The organism is Novosphingobium kalidii (genome assembly GCF_040534015.1).
Classification (GTDB): domain Bacteria; phylum Pseudomonadota; class Alphaproteobacteria; order Sphingomonadales; family Sphingomonadaceae; genus Novosphingobium; species Novosphingobium kalidii.
Genome location: NZ_JBEWLY010000001.1, coordinates 49,655 through 64,169 on the forward strand (window position 1 = coordinate 49,655; position 14,515 = coordinate 64,169).

Below are 14,515 nucleotides of genomic sequence, written 5' to 3' on the forward strand. Positions count from 1 at the left end.
GCCGCCCCTGGAACCTTGTAGGGCAGCTGCCGAAAGTTACCCGACCGTACGGTCGCGATGGCTGACCTCAAAGACTTCGAGCTGGTCACCCGGCTTGATGTCGTTCGTGTCGGCCAGGACCACGCCGCACTCCATGCCGGCGCGCACTTCGTCCACGTCGTCCTTGAAGCGACGCAGCGACTGGATGAGCGTAGCCGAGACGATGACGTCGTTGCGGGTGAGACGCGCGTGGATGCCCTTGCGAATAACGCCTTCGACCACCAGCAGACCGGCCGCCTTGTCCTTCTTGCCGGCAGGGAAAACCTGCTTCACCTCGGCACGTCCGACAACGGTTTCGATCCGTTCCGGTCCCCAGATGCCAGCCATCTGCTTGGCGACTTCGGCGGTCAGCTCATAGATGATGTCGTAGTACATCATCGGCGTCTTGGTCTTCTCCACCTGCTCGCGCGCCTTGGCGTTCGGGCGGACGTTGAAGCCAACGATCGGCGCACCGCTGGCAGCGGCCAACGTCACGTCGCTCTCGGTGATCGCACCTACGCCGGAGCTCAGCACGCGCACCTTGATCTCGTCGTTGGACAAGGCATGGAGCGCCTGATTGATCGCCTCGACCGAGCCCTGGACGTCGGCCTTGATGACCACCGGGTACTCGATGACGTTCTGCTTGTCCTGAAGCGCGGAGAACATCGTGTCGAGGCTGGCAGGTGCGGTCGCAGTACGCTTGGCGGTCGCCTGCTCCTGGCGATAGCCCGAGACCTCGCGAGCACGCTGCTCGCTTTCGACCACGCTCAGCAAGTCACCCGCCATCGGCACGCCGCCGATACCGAGCACTTCGACTGGCAAAGCCGGCGGCGCTTCCTTCACCTGGCGTCCCTTGTCGTCAAGCATGGCGCGCACGCGGCCGCTCTGCGTCCCCACGACAAAGATGTCGCCGACCCTGAGCGTCCCGCGCTTCACCAGCACGGTCGCAAGCGGCCCCTTGCCCTTGTCGAGCTTGGCTTCGATCACGGTCGCTTCGGCATCGCGATCCGGATTGGCCTTGAGTTCCATGAACTCGGCCTGCAGCAGGATCTTCTCGATCAATTCGTCCAAACCAGCGCCGGTTTTCGCCGAGACTTCCACGTCCTGTACGTCACCCGACATCGCCTCGACCACGACCTCGTGCTCGAGCAGGCGCTCGCGAACGCGTTGCGGATTGGCCTCGGGCTTGTCGATCTTGTTGATCGCCACGATCATCGGCACACCGGCAGCCTTCGTGTGATTGATGGCTTCGATCGTCTGCGGCATGATGCCGTCGTCGGCTGCAACCACAAGAACCACCAAGTCCGTCACGTTCGCACCGCGCATACGCATTTGCGTGAAGGCAGCGTGGCCGGGCGTATCGAGGAAAGTGACGAGGTCACCGTTCTTCGTCTTGATCTGGTAGGCACCCATGTGCTGCGTAATGCCACCGGCTTCGCCGCGCACCACATCTGTGCCGCGCAGAGCGTCTAGCAGGCTGGTCTTGCCGTGATCGACATGACCCATGATCGTGACCACAGGCGGACGCGGCTTGAGCGTTTCTTCGGCATCCACGTCGAACGAAGCATCGATGTCGATGTCGCTCTCGGAAACACGCTGAATGTTGTGGCCGAACTCGGTCACCAGCAGTTCGGCTGTATCCTGGTCGATCGTCTGGTTCACAGTGACCATCATGCCCATCTTGAACAGCGACTTGACGAGGTCAGCGCCCTTCTCGGCCATGCGGTTGGCGAGTTCCTGCACAGTGATCGCCTCGGGCACGATGACATCGCGCACCTGCTTCTCGCGCGGCTGCGACCGTCCGCCAAAGTGAGAGCGGCGCTCCTTCTCACGAGCCCGCTTAAGCGCGGCGAGGCTGCGAGCGCGTGCGCCCTCGTCCTCGTTCAGCGCGCGAGTTACCGTCAGCTTGCCGGACTGGCGACGGTCACCCACCGCACCCTTGTTGCGGTCGCCGGGACGCGCAGCAGCCGGAGCCGGTGCGGCGCCCTTCTTGATATCGAGCTTCTTGGAAAGCCCGGCAGCGGCACTGGCGGTGTTCGCGGCCGCAGCTGGGGTCGGATCGGGCCGACGCACCGGCTCGGGACGCTGGACGGGCGTGAAGCGACGCGGCGCGGGGACGACTTCGGCCTCGGCCTCTGGCTCAGGAGCGGACGCTGCTGGCGCAGTGGGCTGCTCCGTCGGCGACTCTGCCGGAGCAGCGTCCGGTTGTTCGGCTGATACCGCTTCCTCGGCGGCTGCTGGCGCTTCCACCTGCGGTTCGGAAGCTGCGGCTGCGGCAGCCGCAGCGGCTTCCTCGGCCCGGCGGTTCTCTTCGGCGCGGCGCTTCTCGTCCTCAAGCGCGCGAGCACGCTCATCCTCTTCGCGGCGGCGCGCTTCCTCGGCCACACGCAGGCGATCTTCCTCCGCCTCGCGCTGCAGGCGGGCGACACGCTCTTGCGGCGTCTCGTTCGAGGGCGCGGCCGCACGCTTTACAGGCGGCGGTGGTGGTGGCGGAGCAACCGGACGGGGCGCAGGCTCGGGCGCTGGCTGAGGCTCAGCTGCGGCTGGCTCAGGCTTGGCATCGGCGGTCTCGCCGGGCTTGCCGATCAGCTTGCGGCGCTTCACCTCGACCACGACCTTGTTGGTCCGGCCGTGGCTGAAGGTCTGCTTGACCTCGCCGGCCTCGACCGACCGCTTGAGGCCAAGCGGCTTGCGGCCCAGGGTCGGCTTGTTGTCGGTCTCGCTCATAAGTCTCTATTCGCCCTTCGGTCTTAATTCGTCGTCGTGGCCGTGGATTCGGCTTGCACCCGTCCATGGCCCTTGTCTGCTTCAGCCGCGGCCTCGTTCACTGCGGCCTGCCCTCGGAAATGCAGCAGGCGCCGGAGCGGCGCGGCAACTCTATCGGCCGCCCCGCGGTCTGCCAGCGCCAGGTGAACGACGTTGTCGCGGCCCAATGCCACAGACAGCGCCATCCGGTCCAGTGGCAAGACTGTCCCGCGCAGACCCGTTCCTTCCGCCTCGCTGCCCACCCGCCAGGCCTGATCTAGCTTGCGCGATCCGTCCTCGGCAGCATCAGCGGCATGCGCTAGCCAGTGTACCGATCCGCTGCGTGCCTGCTCGGCGATGCGGTCCGATCCCAGCAGCAGCCTTCCCGCTTTGAGCTCAAGGCCCAGGCGGTCGGTGAACGCGCGGCTCAGCGCATTATCGACCCGGTCCGCAAGATCATCGGGGATGGCAAGCGTAGCGCCGTTCGGCGATTTGGGGCCCAGAGACTTACCAAACGCGCGTAGCAGCGCTCCCTTTAGTTTGCCCTTCGTTTGCGCTTTTTCAAGGTCTGTCCGTGAAACACCGATCCACGCGCCGCGCCCTGGGGCACGCGCGTGGACGTCAGGAAGCACCACACATACGCCGTCCGGCCCCGGAGGCGAGATCGCCAACCGGACCAACGCATCACGCGCGGCCACTTCGCCGGACAGGATGCAGGTCCTCTCCGGTCCCCCGGAATTATCCGGAGCGCCAGTACTGTCGGAGCTTAGTTGCTCATTGCGAGGATCCCGCATCGGCGGCCTCCTCGGTCTCGGCCTGTGCAGCCTCGCTCGGTTCTTCGTCGAACCAGTGCGCGCGCGCAGCCATGATGATTTCGTTGCCCTGCTCTTCGTTCAGGCCATACTCGCCCAGAACGCCGCCCTTGTCCTCGTCACGGGCGCGGCGATTGACCGAGCCGTCACGACGACGTTGTTCCGTGCGCTTCTTGGCGATCAGTTCGTCCGTCGCGAGGTCGGCAAGATCGTCGAGCGTCTTGATGCCGGCCTTGCCGAGAGTAACCAGCATGGCCTCGGTAAGGTGCGGCAGTTCGGCCAGCGCATCCTCGACGCCCAGCGCGCGGCGCTGCTGACGCGAAGCTTCCTCACGCCGGTCAAGCGCTTCGTGCGCGCGGCTCTGAAGCTCTTCGGCCAGTTCCTCGTCAAAGCCCTCGATCGCAGCAAGCTCGCTCACGTCGATGTAGGCAACTTCCTCCATCTCGCTGAAGCCTTCAGCGACAAGCAGCTGGGAAAGCGTTTCGTCGACGTCCAGCTCTTCCTCGAACATCTTGGAGCGCTCGGAGAATTCCTTCTGCCGCTTCTCGCTCGCTTCCTGCTCGGTCATGATGTCGATCTGCGAGCCCGTCAGCTGACTGGCGAGGCGCACGTTCTGCCCGCGGCGCCCGATCGCCAGCGAAAGCTGGTCGTCGGGAACCACGACTTCGATCCGGCTTTCCTCTTCGTCGATGACGACGCGGCTGACAGTCGCGGGCTGAAGCCCGTTCACGACGAAAGTCGCAGTGTCCTCACTCCAGGGGATGATGTCGATCTTCTCGCCCTGCAGCTCCTGAACGACAGCCTGCACGCGACTGCCCTTCATGCCGACGCACGCGCCGACTGGATCAATCGAGTGGTCGTGGCTGATCACGCCGATCTTGGCGCGCGAACCCGGATCACGAGCAGCGGCCTTGATCTCGATGATGCCATCGTAGATCTCGGGCACTTCCTGCGCGAAGAGCTTCTTCATGAACTCGGGATGCGCACGGCTGAGGAAGATCTGCGGCCCACGGTTCTGGCGCTCAACCTTCAGGACGATGGCGCGCACGCGCTCACCGACACGCGCGGCCTCGCGAGGAATCTGCTGATCGCGGCGGATCACGCCCTCGGCGCGACCCAGGTTGACGATCACGTGGCCAAACTCGACCGACTTGATGACGCCGGTGATAACCTCACCTACGCGGTCCTTGAATTCTTCGTACTGACGGTCACGCTCTGCGTCGCGGACCTTCTGGAAGATCACCTGCTTGGCGGACTGCGCGTCAATGCGGCCCAAATCAACGGGTGGCAGCGGGTCCACGATGAAGTCGCCAACCTTGGCGTCCTTCTGCAGCTTCTGAGCCTGGTTAAGATCAACCTGCTTGAAGTAGTCCTCAACCTCTTCCACCACCTCGACGACGCGCCACAAGCGCAAGTCGCCCGTGCGCGGATCGAGCTTGGCGCGAATGTCGTTCTCCGCACCGTAGCGGTTACGGGCAGACTTCTGGATCGCCTCTTCCATCGCCTCGATGACGATGGCCTTGTCGATCATCTTTTCCGACGCGACCGAGTTGGCGATCGCGAGCAGCTCGGCGCGGTTGGCGGAAATCGCACTGGCCATGGGATTAGTCTTCCTGTTCCTCAAGGATTTCGTCGGCGCCCTCGACATCGATCGGGCGAGTAGCGGCAATCAGGCGGTCGGTCAGCACCAGCCGCGCGGAATGGACATGATCGAGCGGAAACGTCACTCGTCCGGACTTGCGGTCAACGAGCAGGACGGTTTCACCGTCGAGGCCGACAAGATCGCCTTGCAGCGACTTGCGGTTACCCTCAATCGGCTCGGTCAGGTTGATCTTCGCTTCGTGCCCCGCCCAGTTGACGTAGTCCTTGGGCCGAACAAGCGGACGGTCGATACCGGGTGAGCTGACCTCAAGGCGATAAGCCTCTGCGATCAGCACTTCGCCCGCCTCTTCCAGCGAATCGATACGATCGGAAACGCGATGGGATAGCGCCGCGCAGTCATCCAGCAGAAGCTGTCCCGTCTCTGGGCGCTCAGCCATGATCTGCAGCGCGATCTCGTCGTCGCCGACTTCGCTCTTGCCGAAGACCTTCACGCGCACGAGCTCGAAACCGAGGGCTTGCACCTCCGGCTCGACAACCTCGATAATCCGCGCAATGTCGATCAATCCAACGCTCCAACAGCAAAACACGGCAACGCGTTTCAGCGCCGGCCCCTTCCGGCGCCAGCCCGATCTTGCGTTACCAATGTCGGGGTGTGCGTGAGATAGCCCTGTCCAAGAGAAAACGCAAGTGCAACGATGCTCGCATCTGTGAACCGAGCGGCCTCATCGCCGCTTGCGACAGTGCTGCCGTGCCCGTGCCGAGGCCACCACAGGGATCCGTCGGGATTAAGACTTGCTCTCTAGCCCCCCTGCGTCCGTGATTTTCGTTGCGCGCCGCTTCATGCCGCCCATGCGCAGCTCGATCCCTTCGCGAGCACTTTGCGGCAGTTCGTAGATCCAGCCCAGCCCAACCTGGTCTGCGATCAGTTTCGCAGCATATGAGAAAGTCACGGCAAGGATCATCGAGAACAACGCCGCAAACCAGGAGGGCGCAAGGAACTGCGAAGCAAACTGGCCCGACAGCAGCATCAGTGGAAAGAAGTGGGCCACGTAGATCGGCAGCGTATTTCGGCCCAGAGCAGCCAGAGGCCGGGACAGAGAGGTCCGTTCCAGGGCTCCCGCCAGCACCAGCCCTGCCAGCAAAGCGCTAGCGGTCAGCGGCAGAGCCCAGATGTGGAGATCAGCACCGGAAGTGGACAGGTGATAGCAGGTCCAGCCCCACAGCGGCACCACAAGAAGCAAAGGCCAGCGGAAATGCTGCTTTATCAAAGCCGCGGTGTGGTCACGAAGCGCGTAGCCTAGCCAAAACCACAGGAAAAAGCGGGCGATACGCAAGGCGAAAGGACCATCGGTTACTGGCCCCACCGACAATGCCAAGGCGCTGGCCACGAAGGCCGCTGCCGCGACAAATGCGACCGGCAGTTTCCTCAGCAACCAAGCGAACAAGGAGTAGAGCGCGAGCGCATAGATGAACCACAGCGTAGCCGGCGGCTCCCAGAAGATGTGTAGAACGTTGGCGAGATCAACCTCTTGGCCTCGGAGGTAAGGCAGGCCCGTGACGGCCGCCCACTTCACGACCGACCAGATGACATAGAGGTAAAGCAGAGGCGCCAGTCGCCTGCCGACCAGCGCGGGGAAATCGTAGCGCATCATCTTGCTCAGGAAGAGGCCCGAGGCAAAGAAGAACAACGGCATCCGGAAGAACAGCAGAACTTCGTCCAGCGTCATCATCGCGGGCGTGAAGCTGAAGCTGCTATGATGGAATACCACGAGGAGGATGCTGATGGCCTTGGCAATATCCACCCATTGGCTGCGGTGGGACTTCACCTCCGGCATGGAGCACCTGCTTGCTGCCTGTTCACGCAGCAACCTTGGCGGGGGGAGGCAGCAGCACACAAGGCCGATTGCATCCGTTCCGACCTTACCGAACTCGTCCGTTGGCAGGCGAAGCAAGTCCGCGAACTAGGGGTGACAGCCGGCTTCCGACTGGCGAAGGAGCGGAGCCGGCTACACGCAGCCCGCCCCCGCCGCTTCTTTCTAGCGTTTCGCTGTAGCGCCGTCGTTGGCGTTTTCGGGAGGTTGCAACCCCGATCCGTGCGCAAGGAACGAGAGGATATCCGCACCCTCTTCGATCACCTTGTCAGTTGGCTTGCCAGAACCATGCCCGGCCCGCGTCTCGACGCGGATCAGATGCGGCTGGTGGCCGGCGTCGGCATGCTGAAGCGCTGCCGTGTACTTGAAGCTGTGGCCGGGAACCACACGATCGTCGGTGTCCGCCGTAGTCACGAGGACAGCGGGGTAATCCACACCAGATCGGATGTTATGGTAAGGCGAGTAACTCCGCAGTATGCGAAAGTCCGCCTCCCGTTCCGGATAGCCATAGTCATCCACCCAATAGCGGCCCGCGGTGAAGCGGTCGAAGCGAAGCATGTCCATGACGCCAACTTGCGCGTTGGCAGCCGCGAACAGGTCGGGTCGCTGGTTGACCACTGCGCCGACGAGGAGCCCTCCATTCGACCCGCCCTGAATGGACAGTCCGCCCTTGGGCGTAATGCCCTGCGCGATGAGATACTCGCCCGCGGCAATGAAATCATCAAAGACATTCTGCTTGTTGGCTCGACGACCAGCGTCGTGCCACTCCTTGCCGTACTCTCCACCGCCGCGCAGGTTCGCCATCGCAAAGGCACCGCCAGCTTCCAGCCAAGCCATGCGCACTGCAGAATACCCAGGCGTCAGCGCTATGTCGAAGCCGCCATAGCCGTAGAGCAGCGTTGGCTGCGCTCTGCCCGCCTGTGCCGCCGCCTTGCTGCGCACGATGAACAAGGGAACCTTGGTGCCGTCCTTCGACGTATAGAAGCGCTGTTCCACCAAGTACTTTTCGGGGTCGAACTTCAGCGCCGGCGTGGCGAACGGCTCTGATTTTCCCGTCGCGATATTCATCCGGTAAATCGCCGTCGGCTGATTGAAGCTGGAGTAAGCGTAGAAGGTCTCGGGATCCCCGGGCTTGCCGTCGAAGCCGGACGCCGTACCGAGCCCCGCCAGAGCCAGCGTGCGCACCGACTTACCGTCAAGGTTGACTGTTTCGGCGTGGCTAGCTGCGTCCTGCAAGTAGTTGAGGATCATGTGATCGCCAATAATCGTTGCCCGCTCCAGCAATTCGGGGCGCTCGCCGACTACCTGCGTGAACTGCGGATCGCGCGCAGAAAGGTCGATGGAAACAAGACGATAGCGCGGCGCATCCTTGTTGGTGACAAACCAAAGCTTCGTCCCGATATTCGCTACCGGCTTCCAGTCGTTCGCCGCATCGGGGACGAGCGTGCGCGGCTTCCAGCCCTCCTTGTCGCGCTGAGACAAGTCGATCACCCGCACCTGGTAGCGCGCGTCGGTACCGGTACTGCTGCGTATGATCGCGTAGCGTCCGTCCGGCGTGACTTGCGCCTCGTGGTTCATCTCGCGCTCGTTCGGCGTGGCGAACACCAGCTCGTCCTCATCCTGAGGCGTGCCGATGCGATGGTAGTACACCGCATGGTCGTAGTTGCGTCCCTGAAACGCCGTGCCCTCGGCCGGTGCTGGAAAGCGCGAGTATAAGAAGCCATCCTCGCCCACCCAGGCGAGATTGGTGAACTTGGCCCACTTCACCTCGTCTGGCAGACGCTCGCCCGAGGCGACGTCGAGCACATGAAGAACGCGCCAGTCGCTTCCGCCGTCCTGCACGCTGAATAGCAACCGACGGCCGCTGCCCGAAGGCTCCCATGCGTCTAGCGCCGTCGCGCCATCGGCCGCCCAGCTGTTCGGGTCGAGCAGCAAGCGCGGCTCACCCTGCAAACCATCGCGAACGAATAGCTGCGCTTGGTTCTGAAGCCCCGAGTTGCGCGAGTAAAAGTAGTGCCCGCCCGCTTTAACAGGCAGTCCGAAGCGCTCGTAGTCGATCAACGTCCGAATGCGCTGTGCGAACCATTCACGTGACGGGAGCGCGCCCAGATAGGCGCGTGTGACCGCATTCTGGCGTTCAACCCAGTCAGCAACTTGCGTGTCAATGCGGACATCATTCTCAAGCCAGCGATATGGGTCGGCAATAGCCTCGCCGAAATGCTCCTCGACGGCGTTCTCGCGGCGGGTGTCAGGGTATGATGGAGTCTTCATGGTCTCGGCCAAGATGGGAGACGTGACAAAGACCGACAAGGCGGCTGCGGTGACAAGACAGGGGCGTACCGGCCAAAAGCGATGAAGCAAGAACATTTCTCCACGAGAAAACGGCCCCGGAGCTTAACGCCCGGAGCCGCTTTGACAACTGAGAGATGTTAGCAACACGGCCTTGGCGTTCGCCCGGCCTGCGCCGTCTCACGCCTCTGCGTATTCTTCCTCGTCGCTCGTCACCGGGCCAGAGTCCTTGCCCTTCGCGTCCACGTCACGGTCGACCAGCTCGATGATCGCCATCGGCGCGGCGTCCGACCCGCGGTAGCCAGCCTTGATGACACGGCTGTAACCGCCGTTACGGTCCGCGTAACGCTCAGCCAGTGCCTCGAACAGCTTCTTCTCTTGCGCTTCGTCCATCAGACGAGCGTGGGCGAGACGACGGTTCGAAAGGCCACCCCGCTTTGCGAGCGTGATCAGCTTCTCGACGTAAGGACGCAGTTCCTTCGCCTTGGGAAGCGTGGTCTGGATCTGCTCGTGCTTGATAAGAGCTGCAGCCATGTTGCGCAACAAAGCGGTGCGGTGGCTGGAGGTACGCTGCAGTTTGCGGCCGCCCATTTTATGACGCATGTCTTTTCACTTTCGTTTGTAAGGAGCCCGTGTGAGGTAGCCCGGTCCAGGTGGCTGTTAGGGCCGCCACCGTCACCCTTCTGTGAACTCGTACTTCACTGCAGACCATCGCCGCGGGCACTTACCCGCAACGACGATCCCAACACTCTTAGCCGAGCAACTCTTGCTCCAGCTTCTTGGCCATTTCCTCGATGTTCTCCGGCGGCCAGCCGGGGATGTCCATGCCAAGGCGCAGACCCATCGAAGACAGAACTTCCTTGATCTCGTTGAGCGACTTGCGACCGAAGTTCGGCGTGCGCAGCATCTCGGCCTCGGTCTTTTGAACCAAATCGCCGATGTAGATGATGTTGTCGTTCTTGAGGCAGTTGGCCGAACGCACCGACAGCTCAAGCTCATCGACCTTCTTGAGCAGGTATCGGTTGAGCTGATTGGTATCGCTCTCTTCCGGAGCCGCACCGCCAGATGCCATGCCGATCATCGGCGACTGGCCGACTGGAGCCACGTCTTCGAAGTGGACGAACAGCGCCAGCTGATCCTGCAGGATGCGCGCGGCGTAGGCGACGGCGTCCTCGGGCGTGACCGTGCCGTCAGTCTCGACGGTGAGGTTCAGCTTGTCGTAGTCCAGCTCCTGGCCGATGCGCGCATTGTCGACCTTGTAGCTGACCTGGCGAACGGGCGAGTATAGAGAGTCAATCGGGATCAGCCCGATCGGTGCGTCGACAGGACGGTTCGACACGGCGGGAACGTAACCCTTACCTGAATCAGCCGTAAGCTCCATGTTGAGCGTAGCGCCTTCGTCCAGGTGACAGATCACGAGGTTTTTGTTCATCACCTCGATGTCGCCGGTCACAGCGATGTCGCCCGCTTTCACCTCGGCCGGTCCGGTGGCAGAAAGCTGGAGACGCTTGGGGCCTTCGCCCTGCATCCTGAGCGCGATCTGCTTGACGTTGAGAACGATGTCGGTGACGTCTTCGCGCACGCCAGCAAGGCTGGAGAACTCGTGCAGGACGTTCTCGATCTTGATCGAGGTGATCGCCGCGCCCTGAAGCGAGGAGAGCAGCACGCGGCGCAGTGCGTTGCCAAGCGTCAGACCAAAGCCGCGCTCGAGGGGTTCTGCGACAAAAGTAGCGCGGAGCTTGGGGTCGGCTCCCGGCTTGACCTCAAGGCTGTTGGGCTTCTTGAGTTCCTGCCAGTTCTTGATGTTGACGCTCATGGACTTCCCCTGGGGTGTTTCAGTGCGACTTCGGCCGCGATGCCCCTGCAGGGAGCCGCGGCCGATGCATGGCAGACAGCGACCGGTTCGCTGCCCGCCGAGACTCGATTAGACGCGGCGACGCTTGGAGGGACGAACGCCGTTGTGCGGGATCGGGGTCACGTCGCGGATCGAGGTGATGGTGAAGCCGACAGCCTGAAGAGCGCGCAAAGCGCTTTCGCGACCCGAGCCGGGGCCCTTCACTTCGACTTCGAGAGTACGCACGCCGTGCTCGGCAGCCTTCTTGCCGGCATCGTCTGCGGCAACCTGGGCAGCGTAAGGCGTCGACTTGCGGCTGCCCTTAAAGCCCATCATACCCGCGGACGACCAAGAGATCGCGTTGCCCTGGGCGTCGGTGATGGTCACCATCGTGTTGTTGAAACTGGCGTTGACGTGCGCAATGCCGCTCGTGATATTCTTGCGCTCGCGGCGCTTAATGCGCTGAGGTTCGCGTGCCATGATTGTGTATCCTGTCGAAAAATCGCTGAGGGAAAGCCGGGGCCGCCGAAGCGGCCACCTTTAAGCCGTTTGGCTGGCTTACTTCTTCTTGCCGGCGATCGGCTTGGCCTTACCCTTGCGGGTACGCGCGTTGGTGTGCGTGCGCTGACCACGGACCGGAAGGCCCTTGCGATGACGCAGGCCGCGGTAGCAAGCGAGGTCCATCAGACGCTTGATGTTCATCGCGGTTTCGCGACGAAGATCACCTTCGACAGTGTGTTCGGCGTCGATCGTTTCGCGAATCTGGAGGACCTCGGCGTCCGAGAGATCCTGCACACGACGAGCGTGGTCGATGCCCAGCTTGTCTGCGATTTCGACGGCCTTGGTACGACCGATACCATGAATGTAGGTAAGCGCGATGATAACGCGCTTGTTGGTGGGGATGTTTACCCCGGCAATACGAGCCACTTTATTCTCCTGCTCCACAGGGGAGCCATAACCCCCCTATCTCAACGCTCTGACGCCCATATGACAGGTAACGGCACCGAAAAGGCGGCGTCCTAGCAGGCGGGGCTATAATGCCAATCGCCTTCCGGACGCAGCCGTTTCTGTCGAGCGAGGGGCGCGCTTAGGATGATTCGAGGATCGTGTCAACGACAAGGATCGCGTCAACGACAAGCCGCTGCGAGAGCTGCAGCCCTGGTCCAGACATCCTCCATTATACCCGATGACGGCGCGCCAGTCAAAATGTGCGCTTGGCACTCTTCGAGATCACACCCGCATGGGCATCAGAACGTAGAGCGCCGGGCTCTTCTCGTCCTGGCGAATAAGCGTGGGCGCGCCGGCGTCGGCCAAGTGCAGCTCCACTGTATCACCCTCGATCTGCCCCAGAATGTCCTTCAGGTAATTGGCATTGAAGCCAATCTCAAACCCTTCAGCGCCGTACTGTGCCGGCACTTCCTCGGCAGCAGTTCCGTTGTCCGGCGAAGTGACGGAAAGAGTCACGCGATCGCTGTCGAGCGCCATCTTCACCGCACGCGTCTTCTCGGTCGCGATCGTGGCCACACGATCTACGCCTTCGAAGAAGGTGCGCGGATCAATCTTGAGCAACTTGTCGTTTGCGGTCGGAATCACGCGGGTGTAATCAGGGAACGTGCCGTCGATGAGCTTGCTGGTCAGCACCACGCCATGCTCACCGCCGAGCGTGAAACGAATCTTGCTGGCGGACAACTCCACAAGCACGTTGGCGTCGAGCGCCTCTTCCAGGAGCTTGCGCAGTTCGGCGATGCATTTGCGCGGCACGATGACGTCAGGCATATCCTGCGCGCCATCCGGACATGCCAGAGTAAAGCGGGCAAGGCGGTGCCCGTCCGTGGCGGCCGCCTTGAGCTGCTCTTCCGCAACGTGCAGGAATATCCCGTTGAGGTAGTAACGGGTTTCCTCTGTTGAAATCGCGAACCGGGTGCGATCGATCAACTGCGCGAGAGTCGCCGCCGGAATTTCAAAGCTGGTCGGCAGCTCGCCCTCGGCGATCATCGGGAAATCGTCACGCGGCAAAGTGGGCAGCTGAAAGCGGCTGCGCCCGGCCTTCACCACCATCCGGTTGTCGGCCGCGTCCAGGCTGACCTGACTCCCGTCCGGCAGCTTGCGGGCGATGTCGAAAAGCAGGTGAGCGGAAACGGTGATCGCTCCCGAAGATTCGACGCCGACAGCGCCGATGGTTTCGACGACCTGCAGATCGAGGTCCGTCGCCATGATCTTGAGCGCGCCGCTGGAGGACGCCTCAATCAAAACGTTGGACAGAATGGGGATCGTGTTCCGCCGCTCTACCACGGATTGCACGTGAGACAGGCAACGCAGCAGCGTCGAACGTTCGATTGTGGCCTTCATGATCGCCTCATGTCCCCCCAGGCAAGGCCGGGAATTCGTTGCCTAAAATACGGACCATCTTCTCTAGCGCGCGGACGCGGGGCGGCAAGCCAGAACTGGCGGAAACGGCGGGTATCTGGGGATAACGCCGCTTCGCCGAAGTTCTCGCCCGCTGCAGCACCCGTCAGATCATCGCCATGCCGCCATTGACGTGGATGGTCTGCCCCGTAACGTACGCCGCTTCCTTGCTGGCCAGGAAAACGCAAGCCGCGGCGATCTCGGCGCCCTCGCCCATGCGACCCATCGGGATCTTGGCGTTGAGCGCTTCCTTTTGGGCATCTGGAAGGACATCCGTCATCGCGGTGCGGATGAAGCCGGGCGCGACGCAGTTTACCGTCACGTTGCGACTGGCCAGTTCCTGAGCGAGGCTTTTCGACATCGCCGTCAGACCGCCCTTGCTGGCGCAGTAGTTCATCTGGCCGGGATTGCCGGTCGTGCCGACGATCGAAGTGATGGTGACGATGCGGCCGAAGCGCGCCTTCATCATCGGCTTGGTGACGGCCCGCATGAGGCGGAACGCGGATTCGAGGTTCACGCGGATCACCGCGTCCCACTCATCGTCCTTCATCCGCATCGCGAGATTGTCGCGAGTGATGCCTGCGTTGTTCACGAGGATGTCGATCTTCCCCAGCGAGTCCAGCGCCGCCGGTACCAGCTTCTCCACCTGCTCGGCATCAGAGAGATCACAGGCGATGGCGACGTGGTCGACCTCTTGTAGATGCTGGGGCGTATGCTCGTCCAATTCGTCGCGAAAGGCCCGCAGCTTTGCCTGATTTGATCCCGAGACCGCAAGCCGCGCGCCCTGAGCAGCCAGGCCACGAGCCACCGCAGAGCCGATGCCGCCAGAGGCGCCAGTCACCAGAGCCGTCATTCCGTGAAGGTCGAACATGCCTAGAAATCTCCCGTAATCATTCAGGTGTGCGCCGTGATGCGCGCAACCCTCGCCACCACGTCTT

12 protein-coding genes are annotated in these 14,515 nt (G+C 62.5%); all 12 read right to left on the reverse strand.

The window, feature by feature from the left end; all coding sequences use genetic code 11:
• Window positions 1-36 precede the first annotated feature (36 nt).
• Window positions 37-2,745, reverse strand: coding sequence for a translation initiation factor IF-2 (gene infB / locus ABVV53_RS00255; RefSeq protein ID WP_353982313.1), 2,709 nt, complete (start codon window positions 2,743-2,745; stop codon window positions 37-39).
• A 23-nt stretch (window positions 2,746-2,768) separates the two neighbouring features.
• Window positions 2,769-3,557, reverse strand: coding sequence for a DUF448 domain-containing protein (locus ABVV53_RS00260; RefSeq protein WP_353982314.1), 789 nt, complete (start codon window positions 3,555-3,557; stop codon window positions 2,769-2,771).
• Entirely contained in the window at window positions 3,538-5,175 is a 1,638-nt protein-coding gene (gene nusA / locus ABVV53_RS00265) for a transcription termination factor NusA (RefSeq protein WP_353982316.1), read from the reverse strand. Before nusA ends, ABVV53_RS00260 begins: the two co-directional genes overlap by 20 nt.
• A gap of 4 nt (window positions 5,176-5,179) precedes the next feature.
• Complete coding sequence (gene rimP / locus ABVV53_RS00270) at window positions 5,180-5,740, reverse strand: ribosome maturation protein RimP (RefSeq protein WP_353982317.1); 561 nt, start codon at window positions 5,738-5,740, stop codon at window positions 5,180-5,182.
• Window positions 5,741-5,962: 222 nt separating this feature from the next.
• Entirely contained in the window at window positions 5,963-7,012 is a 1,050-nt protein-coding gene (locus ABVV53_RS00275) for an acyltransferase family protein (RefSeq protein WP_353982318.1), read from the reverse strand.
• A 201-nt stretch (window positions 7,013-7,213) separates the two neighbouring features.
• The gene (locus ABVV53_RS00280) at window positions 7,214-9,319 is read right to left on the reverse strand and encodes a prolyl oligopeptidase family serine peptidase (RefSeq protein WP_353982319.1); all 2,106 of its coding nucleotides are present in this window, start codon (window positions 9,317-9,319) and stop codon (window positions 7,214-7,216) included.
• 198 nt (window positions 9,320-9,517) lie between these two features.
• The gene (gene rplQ / locus ABVV53_RS00285; RefSeq protein WP_353982320.1) at window positions 9,518-9,940 is read right to left on the reverse strand and encodes a 50S ribosomal protein L17; all 423 of its coding nucleotides are present in this window, start codon (window positions 9,938-9,940) and stop codon (window positions 9,518-9,520) included.
• 148 nt (window positions 9,941-10,088) lie between these two features.
• Window positions 10,089-11,153, reverse strand: a complete 1,065-nt coding sequence (locus ABVV53_RS00290) for a DNA-directed RNA polymerase subunit alpha (protein WP_353982321.1) — start codon at window positions 11,151-11,153, stop codon at window positions 10,089-10,091.
• A gap of 108 nt (window positions 11,154-11,261) precedes the next feature.
• Window positions 11,262-11,651 (reverse strand): 30S ribosomal protein S11, encoded by a 390-nt coding sequence (gene rpsK / locus ABVV53_RS00295; protein ID WP_007011846.1) that lies wholly within the window; start codon window positions 11,649-11,651, stop codon window positions 11,262-11,264.
• A gap of 78 nt (window positions 11,652-11,729) precedes the next feature.
• Window positions 11,730-12,098: a 30S ribosomal protein S13 gene (gene rpsM, locus ABVV53_RS00300; RefSeq protein WP_353982322.1), complete on the reverse strand. Its 369-nt coding sequence runs from the start codon at window positions 12,096-12,098 to the stop codon at window positions 11,730-11,732.
• A 303-nt stretch (window positions 12,099-12,401) separates the two neighbouring features.
• Window positions 12,402-13,520 (reverse strand): DNA polymerase III subunit beta, encoded by a 1,119-nt coding sequence (gene dnaN, locus ABVV53_RS00305; RefSeq protein ID WP_353982323.1) that lies wholly within the window; start codon window positions 13,518-13,520, stop codon window positions 12,402-12,404.
• A gap of 163 nt (window positions 13,521-13,683) precedes the next feature.
• Complete coding sequence (fabG, locus tag ABVV53_RS00310) at window positions 13,684-14,448, reverse strand: 3-oxoacyl-[acyl-carrier-protein] reductase (RefSeq protein WP_353982324.1); 765 nt, start codon at window positions 14,446-14,448, stop codon at window positions 13,684-13,686.
• Window positions 14,449-14,515 lie beyond the last annotated feature (67 nt).

What these genes read in the sequence shown, in the direction of transcription:
- infB (WP_353982313.1), bottom strand. Translation starts at nt 2,745, where the DNA reads ATGAGCGAGACCGACAACAAGCCGACCCTGGGCCGCAAGCCGCTTGGC.
- ABVV53_RS00260 (WP_353982314.1), bottom strand. Translation starts at nt 3,557, where the DNA reads ATGCGGGATCCTCGCAATGAGCAACTAAGCTCCGACAGTACTGGCGCT.
- nusA (WP_353982316.1), bottom strand. Translation starts at nt 5,175, where the DNA reads ATGGCCAGTGCGATTTCCGCCAACCGCGCCGAGCTGCTCGCGATCGCC.
- ABVV53_RS00275 (WP_353982318.1), bottom strand. Translation starts at nt 7,012, where the DNA reads ATGCCGGAGGTGAAGTCCCACCGCAGCCAATGGGTGGATATTGCCAAG.
- ABVV53_RS00280 (WP_353982319.1), bottom strand. Translation starts at nt 9,319, where the DNA reads ATGAAGACTCCATCATACCCTGACACCCGCCGCGAGAACGCCGTCGAG.
- rplQ (WP_353982320.1), bottom strand. Translation starts at nt 9,940, where the DNA reads ATGCGTCATAAAATGGGCGGCCGCAAACTGCAGCGTACCTCCAGCCAC.
- ABVV53_RS00290 (WP_353982321.1), bottom strand. Translation starts at nt 11,153, where the DNA reads ATGAGCGTCAACATCAAGAACTGGCAGGAACTCAAGAAGCCCAACAGC.
- rpsK (WP_007011846.1), bottom strand. Translation starts at nt 11,651, where the DNA reads ATGGCACGCGAACCTCAGCGCATTAAGCGCCGCGAGCGCAAGAATATC.
- dnaN (WP_353982323.1), bottom strand. Translation starts at nt 13,520, where the DNA reads ATGAAGGCCACAATCGAACGTTCGACGCTGCTGCGTTGCCTGTCTCAC.
- fabG (WP_353982324.1), bottom strand. Translation starts at nt 14,448, where the DNA reads ATGTTCGACCTTCACGGAATGACGGCTCTGGTGACTGGCGCCTCTGGC.